13 protein-coding genes are annotated in these 16,203 nt (G+C 67.2%); 2 read left to right on the top strand and 11 right to left on the bottom strand.

Going from position 1 to position 16,203, the window contains the following annotated elements; translation table 11 throughout:
• Window positions 1-35: 35 nt before the first annotated feature.
• A complete protein-coding gene (locus EAX62_RS15735) occupies window positions 36-1,466 on the bottom strand; it encodes a helix-turn-helix domain-containing protein (RefSeq protein ID WP_121902715.1) in 1,431 nt (476 codons plus the stop codon).
• A gap of 131 nt (window positions 1,467-1,597) precedes the next feature.
• Here EAX62_RS15735 and EAX62_RS15730 point away from each other — a divergent pair, with 131 nt between their 5' ends.
• Entirely contained in the window at window positions 1,598-3,415 is a 1,818-nt protein-coding gene (locus tag EAX62_RS15730; RefSeq protein WP_121902688.1) for a phosphoenolpyruvate carboxykinase (GTP), read from the top strand.
• 121 nt (window positions 3,416-3,536) lie between these two features.
• Here the strand turns inward: EAX62_RS15730 and EAX62_RS15725 are convergent, their stop codons facing one another.
• Genes EAX62_RS15725 through glpA form a run of 3 tightly spaced genes read right to left on the bottom strand, consistent with a single transcriptional unit; the run spans window position 3,537 to window position 7,616 of the window.
• Entirely contained in the window at window positions 3,537-4,766 is a 1,230-nt protein-coding gene (locus EAX62_RS15725; RefSeq protein ID WP_121902687.1) for an anaerobic glycerol-3-phosphate dehydrogenase subunit C, read from the bottom strand.
• Window positions 4,759-6,042: a glycerol-3-phosphate dehydrogenase subunit GlpB gene (gene glpB / locus EAX62_RS15720; protein WP_233558012.1), complete on the bottom strand. Its 1,284-nt coding sequence runs from the start codon at window positions 6,040-6,042 to the stop codon at window positions 4,759-4,761. Before glpB ends, EAX62_RS15725 begins: the two co-directional genes overlap by 8 nt.
• Window positions 6,042-7,616 carry an anaerobic glycerol-3-phosphate dehydrogenase subunit GlpA gene (glpA, locus tag EAX62_RS15715; protein ID WP_121902686.1) on the bottom strand — a complete coding sequence of 525 codons (1,575 nt, stop codon included), beginning with the start codon at window positions 7,614-7,616 and terminating at the stop codon, window positions 6,042-6,044. The genes glpB and glpA overlap by 1 nt, the downstream gene beginning before the upstream one ends.
• 312 nt (window positions 7,617-7,928) lie before the next feature.
• On the opposite strand from glpA, the gene EAX62_RS16580 reads away from it, so the two are divergent.
• A complete protein-coding gene (locus EAX62_RS16580; protein ID WP_147454143.1) occupies window positions 7,929-8,138 on the top strand; it encodes a hypothetical protein in 210 nt (69 codons plus the stop codon).
• A gap of 48 nt (window positions 8,139-8,186) precedes the next feature.
• On the opposite strand, the gene EAX62_RS15710 is transcribed toward EAX62_RS16580, so the two are convergent.
• From EAX62_RS15710 to EAX62_RS15680, 7 genes are all read right to left on the bottom strand, one after another.
• Window positions 8,187-8,852, bottom strand: a complete 666-nt coding sequence (locus EAX62_RS15710) for a response regulator (protein ID WP_121902685.1) — start codon at window positions 8,850-8,852, stop codon at window positions 8,187-8,189.
• 6 nt (window positions 8,853-8,858) lie between these two features.
• Entirely contained in the window at window positions 8,859-10,016 is a 1,158-nt protein-coding gene (locus EAX62_RS15705) for a sensor histidine kinase (RefSeq protein ID WP_121902684.1), read from the bottom strand.
• A gap of 104 nt (window positions 10,017-10,120) precedes the next feature.
• Window positions 10,121-10,966 (bottom strand): ABC transporter permease subunit, encoded by an 846-nt coding sequence (locus tag EAX62_RS15700; RefSeq protein ID WP_121902683.1) that lies wholly within the window; start codon window positions 10,964-10,966, stop codon window positions 10,121-10,123.
• The gene (locus EAX62_RS15695) at window positions 10,963-11,892 is read right to left on the bottom strand and encodes an ABC transporter ATP-binding protein (protein ID WP_121902682.1); all 930 of its coding nucleotides are present in this window, start codon (window positions 11,890-11,892) and stop codon (window positions 10,963-10,965) included. The genes EAX62_RS15700 and EAX62_RS15695 overlap by 4 nt, the downstream gene beginning before the upstream one ends.
• A 428-nt stretch (window positions 11,893-12,320) precedes the next feature.
• A complete protein-coding gene (locus tag EAX62_RS15690; protein WP_121902681.1) occupies window positions 12,321-14,015 on the bottom strand; it encodes a dipeptide ABC transporter ATP-binding protein in 1,695 nt (564 codons plus the stop codon).
• On the bottom strand, window positions 14,012-15,037 hold the full coding sequence (locus EAX62_RS15685) for an ABC transporter permease (RefSeq protein WP_121902680.1): 1,026 nt from the start codon (window positions 15,035-15,037) through the stop codon (window positions 14,012-14,014). The genes EAX62_RS15690 and EAX62_RS15685 overlap by 4 nt, the downstream gene beginning before the upstream one ends.
• Window positions 15,037-16,122 carry an ABC transporter permease gene (locus EAX62_RS15680; RefSeq protein ID WP_121902679.1) on the bottom strand — a complete coding sequence of 362 codons (1,086 nt, stop codon included), beginning with the start codon at window positions 16,120-16,122 and terminating at the stop codon, window positions 15,037-15,039. Before EAX62_RS15680 ends, EAX62_RS15685 begins: the two co-directional genes overlap by 1 nt.
• Window positions 16,123-16,203: the final 81 nt, after the last annotated feature.

Genomic DNA, 16,203 nt, shown 5'->3' with positions numbered 1-16,203 from the left:
CGCAGGCACCGTCGTCCGGGAAGGCGTTGTCGTGCTCAGTCGTGCGAGTGGGCCTCGAGGAACTCATACATTTCGCGGTCATCCACGCCCGGGTACGTTCCCTGGGGCAGCGGAGCGAAGAGCTGGGTGCGCACCCGGGGTGACGCCCACCCCTGGCCCTTCCACCGCTCCGTGAGTCCGTCCTCTGGTCTGCGGCAGCACCGCGCGTCGGGGCACGTTGATACCTCGCGCTTCTGCGATTCGCGCCCCCGGAACCACTTCGACTCGGCGTAGGGGACGCCAAGGGTGATGGAGAACTCCGCGGTGGCGCCACTGCCGGTCTGTGTCGACTCGAAGAAGGTACCGGCGGGCGTGTCCGTGTACTGGTAGTGCTCGCTCGTGCGGGTGGCACGCGCGAACGCCTGTCGCGCGCTCAGGTGTCGGCAGACCACCTCGCCCTCGGTGGAGCCGGTCGCATCCTGTGGGAGCGGCAACCCGTCGTTCTCGTAGGCGCCCACCACGGTGCCGTCGCCGCTGACGCGCAGGTAGTGCAGGGTGATCCCCAAGTAGTGGGTCGCGAGGTTGGTGAAACGCAGCGCCGCCCCCTCGTGGGTGACGCCGAAGGAGTCGCGGAAGTCCTCGATGGCGATGTTGCGGTCCCTCTTGGCGCGTTCCAGGAACTCCACCGACGCGGTGCGCGGCATCAGGCACGCCGCGGCAAAGTAGCTGGCCTCGAGACGCTGGCGGAGGAAGTCGGCGTAGTCGACCGGTGCCTCATGCTCGAGCACCTTGTTGGCCACGGCCTGCAGCGCCAGTGAGCGCAGCCCGTGGCCGCCTGGAATGGAGGCCGGTGGGATGTAGATGCGGCCGTTCTCGCGGTCGACCACTGCGCGCGCCGAGTGTGGAAGATCATCGGTGTGAACGATGCTCAGCCCCACCCGCTCCGCCATCTCGGCGACGGTGCGGTGGGTCAGGGCGCCGGAGGTGTGCCCCACCGACGTCGTCGCCTGCTCCGCGATCAACTCGATCTCCGGCAGGTGATTGTTCCGCTCGCGCATGCGGGTGCGGTGCTGCGTGTTGGCACGTCGTGCCTGCTCCGGCGTGGCGATCGCCATCCTCGCCCGCCGGTCGAGTTCGCGGTGCAGGCCCACGATTGTTTTCAGCACCGCGTCCGACATGCCGCGGGTGGGGCGCAGCGTCGGGAGCCCCAGCTCCTTGTAGGCGGGTGAGGCCTGCGCCCTCTCCATCTCGATCTCCAGCGCGGCACGTGGCGACGGTGGTTCGGCGGCCAGCAGGTCCGCGGCGGTCACGTCCAGCGCGGTTGCGAGTGCTTCCAGGAGTGACAAGCGGGGTTCACGATGCCCGTTCTCGACCATGGACAACTGGCTGGGGGCAGTTCCCGTGATCTCTCCCAGTTCTTCCAGCGTCAGGCCCGCCTGGGTGCGGAAATGCCGGATGCGGTGCCCGAGCGTGGAGAGATCTGCCATGGACTTCACCATAGAGGAAGAACGGCTGATATTCACAGCCAATGGACTATCACAAGTCCCGAACCTCTACGTATGGTGAATCCAAGAGCACATCCCGCTGCAAAGCACACCCCACAAGGTTGGAGACACTCATGACCGCCACCGCCACATTTGTCCGCCACGCACCTGAAAATGCCGACTCCCGCATCGTCGAATGGGTGGAGGCGATCGCTGAGATGACGCAGCCGGATCGCATCATCTGGTGCGATGGGTCCGCAGAGGAGCGCCAGCGCATGCTGGATGAGTCGGTTGCCGCGGGCACGCTCATCAAGCTCAACCCGGCCAAGCGCCCCAACAGTTACCTTGCCCGCTCCAACCCGAGCGACGTGGCACGGGTGGAGGCGCGCACCTTCATCTGCTCCGAGGATGAGGACGACGCAGGCCCCACCAACAACTGGGCCCCGCCGGCGGAGATGCGCGAGACGCTGGACGCTCTGTTCCAGGGGGCCATGCGGGGGCGCACCATGTACGTGGTTCCGTTCTCGATGGGGCCCGTGGGTAGCCCGCTCGCACGTCTGGGAGTCCAGGTCACGGATTCGCCGTACGTGGTCATCAGCACCGGCATCATGACCCGGATGGGAGCCGACGCACTGGCCCAGATCGGTCCGCATACCGAGTGGGTTCCGGCGGTCCACTCCGTCGGTGCACCCCTTCTGCCCGGCGAGGACGACGTCGTCTGGCCGTGCAACGAGACCAAGTACATCGTCCACTACCCGGAGAGCCGCGAGATCTGGTCCTACGGCTCGGCCTACGGCGGCAACGCCATCCTCGCCAAGAAGGGATTCGCGCTCCGCATCGCCTCCAAGGTTGGTGAGGAGGAGGGATGGCTGGCCGCGCACATGCTCCTGCTGAAGGTGACGAACCCCCGCGGTCGTGCCTTCCACGTGGCCGCCGGGTTCCCCAGCGCCTGCGGCAAGACGAACTTCGCGATGCTGCGGCCCTCCATCCCCGGCTGGAAGGTCGAGACCATTGGGGACGACATCGCATGGATGGCCCAGGGTCCTGATGGCCGCCTGCGTGCCATCAACCCGGAGGCCGGATTCTTCGGCGTGGCACCCGGCACCGGCTACTCCACCAACCCCACGGCCATCGAGATGATTGCGGACGACACGGTCTTCACCAACGTGGCGCTGACCGATGACGGCGACGTCTGGTGGGAGGGGCTGACCAAGGAGGTCCCGGCGCACCTGACCGACTGGCAGGGCCGCGACTGGACGCCCGACTCCGAGAGCCCCGCGGCCCACCCCAACTCGCGCTTCACCGTCGCGGCCCACCAGTGCCACTCCATCGCGGACACGTGGGATGATCCCGCGGGTGTGCCGATCGACGCCATCATCTTCGGCGGACGCCGCGCCACCAACGTGCCGCTCGTGGCGCAGGCCCGGGACTGGGAGCACGGCGTCTACATGGGTGCGACGCTCGCCTCCGAGCGCACGGCCGCTGCAGAGGGAACACTCGGCGAACTGCGCCGCGACCCCTTCGCGATGCTGCCCTTCTCCGGAGTCCACATGGCCGACCACTGGCAGCACTGGCTGAACGTGGGGGAGAAGCTCAACCAGAGCGGCAACGCCCCCCAGATCTTCCAGGTCAACTGGTTCCGCCGCGGTTGTGACGGTCGCTTCCTGTGGCCCGGATTTTCCGAGAACTCCCGCGTCCTCGCCTGGATCACGGAGCGGATCGAGGAACGCGTCGACGCCGTGGAGTCCCCGTTCGGACTGGTGCCGGTGGAGGGTTCCATCGACTACGCCGAAGCCGGCGTGAGTGAGAAGGACTGGGAGGCACTGTTCGAGATCGACCCCGCAGCGCTGAGCGCCGAGGCGGACGACACGGACGTGTTCCTCACCAGGATGGGCCCCAAACTGCCGGATGCCGTGGTTCGTCAGCACGACGAGTTCCGGTCGCGTCTCTGAGTCGCGTGCCCCCGGCGGTCAGTCGCTGGGATCCACTTCGTTCACGACACAGGATGGCACCCGACCACACGGTCGGGTGCCTTCCTGTCTTCTTCGTACTCCGCTGCCTCGCAGCGATGCCTCAGCTGAGGCCGTAGGCCTTGTGGACCAGCCAGATGGGGTGCACGGTTTTGACGCCCGAGCCCTTCTCGATCTGCCAGCGGCAGGTCTCGGTATCGCAGACGGCGATGCCCTCGTTCTTCTCCTTGACCATGTCGAACAGCGGCTGGCCGACGGCCTGGGCAATGTCGTACTTCTCCTTCTTCAGGCCGTACGTGCCGGCGATGCCACAGCAGGCGCGTCCCGACTCGATGACTTTGACCCCGGGGATCAGCTCCATCACGGTGATCGCGGGCATGCCCATGCCCTGGCTCTTCAGCTGGCACGGTGCGTGGTAGGGGACGGTGATGTCGTTGCGGACGAAGTCCGTCGGCAGATCACCGGCCGCGTGGAGCTCCAGCAGGAACTCCGAGATCTCCCGCATCCGCGTGCCGACGTCGTGGAGCTTCTCCTCGTCGACCCCCATGATCTCGTGCGCCTCGTGCTTCAGCATGCCGGCGCACGATCCCGACGCGGAGACGATGGTGAGATCCTTCCCACCGGAGCGCAGCTGGTCGCACAGTTTCAGGACGCTCTTGGTGGCCTCGTCGAACAGCCCGTTGCTCTGCTGGGCAAGGCCGCAGCAGCCCTGTTTGGGCGCGATGACCTCGTAGCCCAGATGTTCCAGTACCTCGACGGTCTTGATGCTGGTCTCCACCTCGAAGTAGCCGCCGGCGCAGCCGGAGAAGAACACCACGGGACCGCGGGTGCGGGGCGAGGCAGGCGGCTGGTGCTTCTTCATCCAGCCCTGGAAGGTGTGGAGGCGTGCCGTTGGCATGGGGGCGTCTCGGTGGACGCCGACGGTCTTCTCCACGACTGTTCGGACGAGCTTGTTGCCCAGCGCGGCGTTGGCGATGGGGGCGAACGGTGTCATGACCTTGCCCATCAGCACGGTCTGGCCGATGAGCTTGTCGCGCAGCGGCATGTTGTCCTCCTTCATCACCGCCCGCGCCTGGCTGTTCAGTTCCGCGATTTGCACGCCCTGTGGGCATGCCAGCGTGCAGGCTCCGCAGGAACTGCAGTAGTCGAGTGAGTGGTCGACGGACTCACCGTCGCGGAACCTCTCGGCCTGCGGCCCCACGAACTTGGGGCCGGGGAACAGCGGGGTCACCGCCGAGACCGGGCAGGCCGTCTCGCAGATGGTGCACTTGATGCAGGCATCCAGCGTGGCCCGCGTCAGCATCGCCTTCGGGTACTCGAGCGGTTCAGGCATTTCTGGCTCCTTCCAGGTTCTGCACGGATTCCAGGATCGCGTCCGCGGCGCGAACGGCACTGGCCAACGCGATCCCGTCCCCCGACTTCTCCTGCCATCGCGACGCGCCGGCCAGGATGCCGCCAGCCACGTGCAGGTTCTCGTGAACAGTGTCGCCAGCGGTGTCGAGCACCCGCATGTCGTGATCGAACCGGACCCCGACGCTGAACAGGGGCTGGGCCGCGTTGTGGTCGGCGACCACCAGGTCGCCCTCAGGTACCCACAGGGGAAGCCCGAGGGTGGGTTCGCTCACCTTCATGTACGAGTCCAGTTCGATGCCGCCGGACTCGAAGCCACCGGGTGCGAACACGAAGTGCTCGCCCGCGTACTCGGTGGGACGGCCGGTGGTGCCCACCGTCAGCGACCTGATGCGCCCGCCGTCGATGTTGGCGCACAGCACCTGGCTGCCCAGCACCACCTTGACGCGGGCGTCCTTGGCCAGCCGGGTGAGGGCGTCGTTGAGGCGCATGCCGGGCACCGACGGGGGGATGGTCGAGATCTCGAAGACCGGCTGGCCCAGCTGGGCGGTGATGTCGGCGAAGGCGCCCCGGTCGGCCAGGCCGAGCACCCCCGGCAGCCCGACGGTCTCCCCGGGCTCCACCACACGTCTCAGGGCGTCGACGAATCGCTTCCTGTAGGCGGGATCATCCATTGCCCTGGCGTAGTACAGCGGTGTGGAGTCCACCTCATTGGCACGGGCGGGCAGGTCCAGCCACGCGGCACGCGTGCTCACGCGCCCACCGCCGGGCAGTTCCGTGCGTGCCACGTTGCCCGCGACGAGTTCGGGCCAGAAGTCCTTGAGCTGGCGCAACCCCACGAAGACCATCTGCTTGCCCGGCGTGCACTCGCCCTCGGCCATGGTGACCTGGGGGAGTGCTGTGGGGCGCAGGGCCCCGATCGCGGTGGGCAGCAGGTAGTTGCGCTCGAGGTCGCCCACGAAGGTGTCCGGCAGCAGCGCCCGCAGGAACTCCACGCCGGCACGCACATCGTCGGCGCTGAGGATGGCGTAGGGGTGGTGGGGGTGTGCGTTGCCGTAGGCGGTGACGGCGGCCAACGGCTGACCCAGGACGCGTTCGGGGACGTAGCCCAGCACGTCGATGGTGCCCTGGCCCAGCTGAATCCCGCCGATGCCCTGGGTCACCAGCGTCACGTCCATGCCCGCCTGACGCAGCCGGATGGCACTGACGAGACCGGCCATGCCGGCCCCCACGACGACTGCTCGGGAATCCATGCTCATCACAGCACTGCCTTCTCTGGTTCGGGGAGGTGCTCGATGTCGAGGGTGCCGGAAAAGATCCACTGGTCCAGGGCGGTTTGCCGTACCTGGGCGCCGTAGAGGATGGGCCACAGCCCGATCCAGCGGTTCTTCAGGAACAGCTCCAGCAGGCCATTGGCGCGTCCGACGTCGATGAGACCGTCGTGGAGGGCCAGACCTGCGGCGCGCGTGGAGCAGAAGCCTCCCTGGCATGGCCCCATCCCGAGGCGGGTCACGCGTCGGATGTCGTCGAGGTTGGCGCTGGGTCGTCCGCGCATCTCCTCAAGAAACATCTTGCGACTCATGAGTTCGCACTCGCAGATGATCTGCTCCTCCATGCGGTCCGCCTCCCGGTCCTCGAGGCGGTGCGTGACCACGTAGGTCTTTCCCGACTCAGACTTCGGGACCGCCTCCTCGGCGGTGCGGCAGGGACGGGTATCGCCGAGTTGCTGGCACATCTCGTCGACGACGTTCTTGGCCATCAGTCGGTAGGTGGTGAGCTTGCCGCCGGTGATGGTCAGCAGCCCCTTCAGGCCGTCGCGGTCGTGGTGGTCCAGGATGCTCATGCCGCGGCTCATGTGCCGGGTGTCGGTGGCCGAGACCCTGGTGTCCTTGACCAGCGGTCGGGCACCCGCCCAGGCGTGCACGGCCCGGGACTGCCGAAAGCCCGGAATCATGGCCTCCCCCGAATCCAGCATTTCCTGCACCTCGTCGGCCGGGATGGTGAGCCGGTCCGCGTCGGAGGCCTTGACGTCGGTGGTGCCGATGATGCTGACGGTGTGCACGGGGACGATGATGTCGCCGTCGGTGGGGTAGATGCAGCGGTTGACCACGGTGTTCACCAGTCGGTGGTTCATCGCGATCATGATGCCGCGCCCGGGCACCACCTCGACGTCGTGGCACCCTGCCAATCCGGCGATCAGGCCGGCCCAGGGTCCGCCGCAGTTGATGACGAAGGTGCAGTCAATGGTGACGTCCTCGCCGTTCTTGTGGTCGTGGGCGCGCACCCGGCGCACCTGGTCGCCGTCGCGCTCGATGCCGGTGACCTCGTGGTACGGGAGGATCTGGGCGCCGTAGGCCTTGGCCGAATTCACGGTGCCCCACGTCATCTGCCACCCGTCGACAGAACCGTCCTCGACGGCGATCGCACGAAAGATTCCGGGATTCAGCCGGGGTTCGCGGCGCAGTGCCTGTCCGACGGAGATCTCCTCGGCCGGTACCTTCGACGCCGTCGCGCCTGCGAGGAAGCGGTCGGGGAACTCCGGGTCGTCGCCCGGGGTGGACACGAACAGTCCGCCGGTGGTCTCGACGGCGTCGGCGTGGATACGGGTGAGGATGATGTTCTCCTCGGCGCATTCCGTCGCGGACCTGGGATCGCTGACCACGTAGCGACCACCCGAGTGCAGCAACCCGTGGTAGCGGCCCGTGGTGCCCTGGGCGAGGTCCGCCCTCTCCAGAAGCACGGCGCGGTAGCCGCGCATGGCGACGTCCCGGACTACTCCGGCGCCCGTGGCGCCACCGCCGATCACGACCACATCGGTGTCGATGGTTCTCACGGGTCCTCCTTGACAACTCCATGGTCCGCGACGTCCTCGTCGCGGATTCTCCACCCAGACTACGAACGAACGAACCCTGCTGTGTTCAAACGCACCAACGTGCAGCGCCGCGTCGCGGTGCAGGTCCGTGCGTGCGGATCCGGTTCCTTCAGCTGAAGGAACCGGACGACTGGAGGATGGGGCCGCCCCAGTGAATTCGGGACCACCCGCATGGCACTGGTGTCGTCAGCGTGGCCCACAGACCACAGGTGGTTTTTTCTTCCTGCACGCGCCGACCTGGGCCACTGAGAGCTCGTCAGCCACCGTCCGGCCGTGGTCCTTCCACCACTCGTCGGCGGCCGGCCTCCACTGGGCACCGTCCTTGCGGACTGCACGATGTCGCTCTGCTCCGCCATCATGATCCCTGCTCGGCCACATCTCGCTGGCCGTGATCCCCACGTCACCGGCACCACCATCGAACTGATCATGATCGCCGTCGGATCAGGAGGGCCGGAAGGCCAACGCCACGTCCCCCTGGACTGACTGCCCGGATGGCCCCCCGGTTCCGTGCGGTTCACGGATCACCGCCGGTCACTGTCCGACGACGCCCAGTTCGTAGGCGCGGATCACGGCCTCGACGCGGTTACGGAGGTCCATCTTGGAGAGAATGCGACCGATGTGCGCCTTGACCGTGGACTCGCTGAGCTGCAGACGCGCTGCGATCTCGTTGTTCGTCTCCCCGCGAGCCACCAGAAGGAAAATCTCGTGCTCCCGCCCAGTCAGCTCGGGCAACGCCGCGTCATCGTCGCGGGGGCGTCGCGTACCGAGGTGCGGGGCTGCTACCGCGATGAGTTTCGCGGTGAGCCGCGGCGAGACAACCGCGTCGCCGGAATGGATGGCGCGAATCGCCGCGATCAGGTCTGCTGGACGGGTGTCCTTCAGGACGAAACCGGAAGCACCGGCGGCGAGCGCCCTGAAGGCGTAGTCGTCCAGGTCGTAGGTGGTCAGGACGAGAACGCGGGTCTCCGGCCGGTCACTGGTGATGCGTTGCGTGGCCGTGATCCCGTCGACACCCGGCATGCGGACATCCATCAACACCACATCGGGCTCGAGCTGCTGCGAAACGCTGATGGCCTCCGCGCCGTCGCCCGCCTCCCCGACGACCACCATTCCCGGCGTGGCCTCGAGCAGGAGACGAAATCCGTGGCGGACAAGCCTTTGGTCGTCCACGAGGAGAATCCGGACACTCTCACCCATGCTCGATCAGCCCTCCCATCGCAGTCGCGCGAAAACGCGCCATCCACCGTCGCCGTGCGGTCCAGCCTGGACGACGCCGTCGTAGAGGGCGACGCGCTCCCGCATCCCGGGGATGCCACGTCCGGTGCTCGACTGCTGGGTCGCCGACGACGTCGTATTGTCCACGACGATGGTGACCTCGCCCATGGTCCACGTCACTGCGACGGTGACCGACTCCGCGTGCCGGGCATGGCGCAGGACGTTGGTGAGTGACTCCTGCACGATGCGGTAGACCGTGAGTTCGAGGGCCGGGTCGGCTGGTGGGGTGCCGGTCACGACGTAACACGCGGGGAGCCCGGCCGCGACGGACTCCGTCACCAGCGTCAGCAACTGCGACGCGTCAGGTTGCGGCCCGTGCTCGGACGTCCGGCCTTCTCCGTCATCGCGCACGGCTCCCAGTAGGCGCCGCACTTCCCCGAGGGTTTTGCGGCCGGTTTCGCTCACGAGGGCGACGGCGTCCCTGGCGTCAGAGGGGCGCTCATCCATGCACGCGTGCGCACCGTCGGACATGGCGATCATGACGGAGAGGCTGTGTGCGATGACGTCGTGCATCTCGCGGGCGATGCGTTCCCGCTCCTGGGATCGGGCGATTTCAGCCTGCTGATCGCGTTCCTTGGCAAGCCGGTCGGCACGGTCCGTCAGTTGCCGGATGTGTCGCCGACGGTGCCCGAGGTTCGTTCCCAGCAGCGTGGCGACGAGAAGGGTGACAGCGATGATGAAGAAACTGTTCGCCCAGTCCAGCACAGTGTCGCGGGGTGCGGTCGATGGGGCCAACCCCAGGATCGGGGGGCCCACGCGACCCCGGAGCGGTAGTACCAACGCCATGAGGGCGCCGGAAGCGAGCGCGACAACGAAGCCAAGCCAGGCCGTCGACGCCGGGCGTCGGACACCCACGACGAAGACCGCAATGACGGGAAGGATGCACTCCGCCGCGGAACCACCCAGCGCCGACAGCACTGACAGGACCATGACGCCGGCGAAAGCCATTCGTGGGTGGCGACGGCGGCCCGCCAGGACAGCCATCCCGCAGAGACCCAGCAGCACCATCGACCACAGGTCAGTGGCGTGGGGCGGTTCACTTGAGAGGTAGCCCATCGTGACGGCAAGAGTTCCGTAGCCCATCATCACCAGGATGGTCTCGATGTCGAGCCGTCTCGCGGGATCGTCAGGACTTGCCGCGACGCGCGGTGCCCCGACAGAGGCACCGCGCGCACCGCCGCGAGGGGAGATCAGGCGTCCTTCCGGACCAGTCGGATGGCCCCCACCACGAGGAAGACTCCGGACCAGGCGACCGCGACCAGCCACCCGGCAGTCGGACTCAGATAGCCGTCCGCCAGATTCATCAACCCGGCGGATGGATCGGCAACGCTCACCATGGCGTCACCGGCCTTGGACATCGTGAGGAGATGCAGCTCCCTGATCAGGGGTGAAACGGGCAGGACCGAGAGGACCAGGGGCAGCAGGAGGATCACCGAGATGACGGTTGCGACGCCAGCGGCCACCGAACGCAGAAGCGTCCCAATACCCAACCCCAGGACGGCGGAGAAGCCGAGGTAGGACGCTCCGGAAAGGAGCGCCAACGCCACTCCGGGGGCTGCCAAGCCGATCCCCAACCCGAACGCGGCATACATCGGGTAGGACGCGGCCCACGAGCCAACCAACGTGACGAGGCCAACAGCGGTCACTGTGACAAACACCACCACGGCCTTGGCGGCGAGCACGGTCACCCGTGAAGGAACAGCCACGAGGGTCGAATGGACTGTTCCGCTGGAGTACTCCCCGGCCATGACGATCACCCCGAGCACACCCGCCAGGAGTTGGCCGAACAGAACGGTTCCCACCGTGACCTGGTCGAGCATGAACGGTATGGATGGCTCGCTGGGCAAGCCGGCGTCCCCCATCGTCAACGCCAGGGCGAGGTTGACAACCATGCCCGAAACCATGATCGCGAGCAGGAGGCCCATGTTCGCGCGAAGGCTGGTGAGCTTGATGAACTCCGAACGCAGGACGCCGGCGAAGCTGATGCGCTTGTCGCCCAGAGTGGCGGTTCCTCGTGATGTGACGGCGGTGTTCATCGGTGTGCTCCTGTTCCTGCTGCGGCCAACGAGCGGTATTCCACTTCTCCGGCGGTGAGGGCGAGGTAGGCCTCTTCCAGTGATCCTGACACCGATGCCACCTCGTACAGCACCACCCCGGACGCGGACGCGGCGAGAGCCACCTCCTCGGCGGTCATTCCTTGAATCTCCACGGCTCCGTCCGGCATGACCGAGGCAACCACTTCCGTTCCGGCAATCGTATCCACGAGGCGTTGCGTGTCCCGTGTGCGGACCCTCGTCACCGATCGTGTGGCTCTCGAGATGACGTTGGTGATGCTGTCATCGGCGAGTATTTTGCCGCGACCAACGACGATGAGCCTGTCGGCGGTTTGCGCCATCTCGCTCATGAGGTGTGAGGACAGCAAGACGGTTCGCCCCTCTGCGGCGAGGTCGCGCATGAGCGTCCTCACCCACCTGATCCCCTCGGGGTCCAGACCGTTCACGGGTTCGTCGAGGATGATCGTCGCCGGATCGCCCAACAGGGCGGTCGCGATTCCCAGCCGCTGCCGCATACCGAGGGAGAACCCACCGACGCGCTTGCGGGCCACAGAATCGAGTCCTGCCATCTGGATGACCTCGTGCACCCGTGTTGCCCCGATGCCGTGGGTGGCCGCGATGGCGAGCAGGTGCTTGTATGCCGTGCGGCCTGAGTGCGCTGCCCTTGCGTCGAGCAGTACCCCGACCTCCTGCAGCGGGGCGCGGTGCCCGCGGTACTGGCGACCGTTCACCTCGACTCGTCCGGAGTTCGGCTTGTCGAGACCGACGATCATTCTCATGGTCGTCGACTTCCCCGCACCGTTGGGTCCAAGGAAGCCGGTCACCTGGCCGGGTTCCACCGTAAAGCTGATTCCGTCGACGGCAACCTTGTTGCCGTAGCGCTTCATCAGCGCTTCTGCTGTGATCATGTGTTGTCCTTTCGCACACTGAGGAGACTAGGAAGAACGCCACGGACAGCACATCGGCCGACGGTCCAGTCGTTTCGGGGTCACCAGTACCTGGGTACTGGGCGGGACCAGGACAGCCGACCATCCTCCCGACCTGCCCGCAATGCACTCCATCCCATCTGACTGCACGGGGACCTGATGGCACGGGGATCCCTGGCCTGCCGGGAACTGTGGCTCGAGCCGTGCTGAGTGTGTGTGCGGCTGGCGTGGCAGAGCGGGAGCATGCGCATCGCCCTCACTGGTTCGACGGCTGCTCGGTTTTCAACCGCAGCACTCCTGGCATGACGAGGTCTGAGCCGGCGGTAAATCGGCCGCTCCCCACTGCAAGAGGTTTGCCAAGTCGCGCTGTACCACCTCAATCCGGGGGCTGTGGTTCCCGGGGGCGGTGTTCACGACACGTCGGCCGCGCGCAGTTCATCCCATCGGGCGCGACGTTTCGCCTGTTCGATGGGGTCAGGCACGGGCAGGGAGGCGAGGAGCCGCTGGGTGTAGGGGTCGCGCGGCGAACCCAGGACCGTCTCACCCGTCCCCTCCTCGACCACCTTGCCGTGGTAGAGCACGACGATCCGGTCGGCCAGCATGTCCACCACCGCGAGGTCGTGGCTGATGAAGAGGGCAGCAAATCCCAGCTCGCGCTGCAACTCGTCGAAGAGATCGAGCACCTTGGCCTGGACGGACACGTCCAGGGCCGAGGTGGGCTCATCGGCAATCAGCAACTCGGGTTGCAGGGCGATGGCGCGGGCGAGGCTGGCTCGTTGACGCTGGCCGCCGGAGAGCTCGTGCGGGAAGCGGTCGCCGAAAGCCTTGGGCAGCTGGACGGCTTCCAGGAGTTCGTCCACCCGGCCGCGCGCCTCAGCCGCAGACCCGGCCTCGCCGTGGACGATGAGGGGCTCGGCGACGCACTCGGCAATCGAGAGCAGCGGGTTGAAGCTCGTTGCCGGGTCCTGGAACACGAAGCCGATACGGGGGCGGACCGGGCGGAAGTGCCGCTCCCGCACGCCGTTCATCTCGACGCCGTGCACGAGGAGGGATCCGCCGGTGACCTTCGTCAGCCCAGCGATGCCACGACCGATGGTCGTCTTCCCGCTCCCGGACTCTCCCACCAGGCCGAGCACCTCGCCGGGGCGGATGCGGAAACTGACGGAGTCCACAGCGACAAAATCGGGCTGGCGAAAACGGCCGGGGTAGACGATCCGCAGGTCCTTCGCCTCGACCACCGGCGTCTGTTCGGCCCAGTCCTCCTGGCGACGCTCAGCACGATCGCGCGCACCGGCCAGGCCCTGGCCGACGCGTGGCACAGCCGCGAGCAGTTGCTTCGTGTACGGCTCGCGCGGGGAGGAGAACAGCGTCTCGACGTCGGCCTGCTCGATGATCCGGCCCTGGAACATCACGGCCACCCTGTCCGCCAGGTCCGCCACGACACCCATGTTGTGGGTGATGAGCACGATGGAGGTGCCGAACTCGTCGCGGCAGCGGCGCAGCAGGTCGAGGATCTCGGCCTGGACTGTGACGTCCAGTGCCGTGGTGGGCTCGTCGGCGATGATCACGCCCGGATCCAGCACGAGTGCCTGGGCGATGACGATGCGCTGCTTCTGGCCGCCGGAGAACTGGTGCGGGTAGTGGTCCACGCGGACCTCGGGGTCGGGGATGCCCACCCTGCGCAGAATGTCGATCGCCTGGGCTCGTGCTTCGGCGCGGGTGTGCTTGCCGTGGGCCCTGAGCCCCTCGATGATCTGCCAGCCGACGGGATAGACGGGGTTGAGTGCCGTCGAGGGCTCCTGGAACACCATTGCGGCGTCCCGTCCGCGCAGATGGCGGAGCTTGGCCCGGGACACCTGGAACACGTCGTTCTCGTCCGAACCGTCCTTGTGACGCAGGATCACCGCGCCGCGGGTGCTCGCCGTCTCTGGCAGCAGACCGAGGATGCTCTTGGCGGTCACTGTCTTGCCACTGCCGGACTCCCCAACGATGGCGAGCACCTCACCGGGATGGACCGACAGGGTGACCCCGTCGACGGCGACGACCGTGCCGGCGTCAGTGGAGAAAGAAATCCCCAGGTCCTGGATGTCAACGACGTCTTTCATCGTGTTGCCCCTCCATCGGTGGGGTAGAAGGTGGTGGCGCCGAGGTCCTCCGGCGGTTCCTGGTCCGCGGCGCGCCGGGTGCGCAGCCGCGGGTCGGCCAGGTCATTGAGGCTCTCCCCGACGAGGGTGAGCCCCAGCACCACCAGCACGATCGCGAGCCCCGGGAACAGGGAGGTCCACCAGATGCCGCTGGTCACGTCGGAGAGTGCCTTGTTGAGGTCGTAGCCCCATTCGGCCGCGGAGGACGGTTCGATGCCGAAGCCAAGGAATCCGAGCCCGGCGAGCGTGAGGATTGCCTCGGACGCGTTGAGGGTGACGATGAGGGGGAGGGTGCGCGTGGAGTTGCGCAGCACGTGGCGACCCATGATGCGGATGGTGGGTGCACCGATCACGCGTGCGGACTCCACGAAGGCCTCCGCCTTGATCCGCACCACCTCGGAGCGCACCACCCGGAAGTACTGGGGGATGAAGATCACGGTGATGGAGATTGCAGCGGCCAACACACCCGGCCACAGACCGGATTGCCCGCCGCTGATGACAATGGCCATGACGATCGCGAGCAGCAGGGAGGGGAACGCGTAGATCGCGTCCGCCAGCACCACCAGCACGCGGTCCAGCCACCCACCCAGGTAGCCGGACACCAGTCCGAGGAGGACGCCCACCACGATCGACAACACGATTGCGGTCACGATCACCAGGAATGCGGTGCGCGAGCCCCAGATCACACGGGAGAGCACGTCGTAGCCGCCAACGGTCGTCCCCAGGAGGTGGGTGGCCGAGGGTGGTTGCTGGGCGCCGAATGTGCCGTCGGCATCCCGAAGCTGGGCGAAGCCGTAGGGCGCAAGGATCGGAGCGAAGAGGGCGGTGAGCAGGAAGATGCCGGAGAGCACGAGCCCGGCGATGAGCATCCCGCGCTGGAGGCCAATGCTCTGGCGCAGCTGCGAGACGACCGGCAGGCGGTGCCAGCGGGGGCCACGCGCAGCGGGTGCGACGGTGGGGGAGTCGGTGCGTGGCGTGGACATCAGTACCTCACCCTTGGGTCGATGAGCGCGGCGAGGATGTCGACCAGGAAGTTCGTCACCGCAACGATCACGGCGAGCACGGCGACTATCCCCTGGACGGCGACGAAGTCCCGTGCCTGCAGGTACGCGGCCAACTGGAACCCGAGGCCCTTCCACTCGAACGTGGTCTCGGTCAGGACGGCGCCGCCGAGCAGCAGGGCGATCTGCAGTCCCATCACCGTGATGATGGGGATGAGGGCGGGACGGTAGGCGTGGGTCTTGAGCAGGCGGCTCTCCTTCACGCCGCGGGAGCGCGCGGCCTCGACGTAGCCGCTGCCCAGGGTGCCGATGACGTTGGTCCGCACGAGCCGGAGGAACACGCCCGCGGTGAGCAGCCCCAGCGTCAGTGCTGGCAGGACGGCGTGCTGCAGGACGTCGATGACCACACCGGGGTCGCCCGTCTGAAGTGCGTCGATGATGTAGATGCCGGTGGGATGGTCCAGGACCTGCATGTTGATTTCCGCGCCGGTACTGGCCCGGCCGGCCACCGGGAGCACCTTCAGCCAGACGGAGAACACCAGCTTGAGGAGGAGTCCAGCGAAGAAGACGGGGGTGGCGTAGGCGAGGATGGCCAGCACCCGCAGCACCGCGTCGGGGGCCTTGTCCCGGTGGTAGGCGGCCAGGCGGCCCAGCGGGATGCCGATCAGCAGCGCCAGGAGCAATGCGTAGAAGGCGAGTTCGAGGGTCGCGGCGCCAAAGGTGGTCAGCACCTCTGTCACGGGTCGACGGTCGCTCAGCGTGGTGCCGAAGTCGCCGCGCACGACGTCGCCCAGGTAGTCGAGGTACTGCGTGATCAGGGGCCGGTCGTAGCCGGCCTGGGCGATCCGCTCCGCCAGCTGGTCAGCGGGCAGACGCCCGCCCTGGGCCGCGGTGATCGGGTCGCCCGTGGCGCGCATCAGCATGAACACGGTGGTGACGAGGATGAAGACGGTGGGGATGATGAGCAGCGCCCGGACGACGATGTAGCGGCCCAGGCTGCCACCACGGTCGCGGCTCTTCTTGGGGACCGGCGTGGTGCCGGTCTCCTGATCAATCGTGGCCGTCATGTGTCCGCCTTCTTGAATCGGTTCCACAGGGGGAACACGGACCGCGGGCCCTTCGCCTGGCGAGGGGCCCGCGGTCCGTGA

It is taken from the genome of Tessaracoccus antarcticus, from assembly GCF_003688855.1.
Taxonomy (GTDB): Bacteria; Actinomycetota; Actinomycetes; order Propionibacteriales; family Propionibacteriaceae; genus Arachnia; species Arachnia antarctica.
This window is presented reverse-complemented; position numbering and strand designations above follow the sequence as displayed.

Excerpts from the sequence above, each read along its gene's own strand:
- EAX62_RS15735 (WP_121902715.1), bottom strand. The coding sequence starts at position 1,466 with ATGGCAGATCTCTCCACGCTCGGGCACCGCATCCGGCATTTCCGCACC.
- EAX62_RS15730 (WP_121902688.1), top strand. The coding sequence starts at position 1,598 with ATGACCGCCACCGCCACATTTGTCCGCCACGCACCTGAAAATGCCGAC.
- EAX62_RS15725 (WP_121902687.1), bottom strand. The coding sequence starts at position 4,766 with ATGCCTGAACCGCTCGAGTACCCGAAGGCGATGCTGACGCGGGCCACG.
- glpB (WP_233558012.1), bottom strand. The coding sequence starts at position 6,042 with ATGAGCATGGATTCCCGAGCAGTCGTCGTGGGGGCCGGCATGGCCGGT.
- EAX62_RS15710 (WP_121902685.1), bottom strand. The coding sequence starts at position 8,852 with ATGGGTGAGAGTGTCCGGATTCTCCTCGTGGACGACCAAAGGCTTGTC.
- EAX62_RS15705 (WP_121902684.1), bottom strand. The coding sequence starts at position 10,016 with ATGATGGGCTACGGAACTCTTGCCGTCACGATGGGCTACCTCTCAAGT.
- EAX62_RS15700 (WP_121902683.1), bottom strand. The coding sequence starts at position 10,966 with ATGAACACCGCCGTCACATCACGAGGAACCGCCACTCTGGGCGACAAG.
- EAX62_RS15695 (WP_121902682.1), bottom strand. The coding sequence starts at position 11,892 with ATGATCACAGCAGAAGCGCTGATGAAGCGCTACGGCAACAAGGTTGCC.
- EAX62_RS15690 (WP_121902681.1), bottom strand. The coding sequence starts at position 14,015 with ATGAAAGACGTCGTTGACATCCAGGACCTGGGGATTTCTTTCTCCACT.
- EAX62_RS15685 (WP_121902680.1), bottom strand. The coding sequence starts at position 15,037 with ATGTCCACGCCACGCACCGACTCCCCCACCGTCGCACCCGCTGCGCGT.
- EAX62_RS15680 (WP_121902679.1), bottom strand. The coding sequence starts at position 16,122 with ATGACGGCCACGATTGATCAGGAGACCGGCACCACGCCGGTCCCCAAG.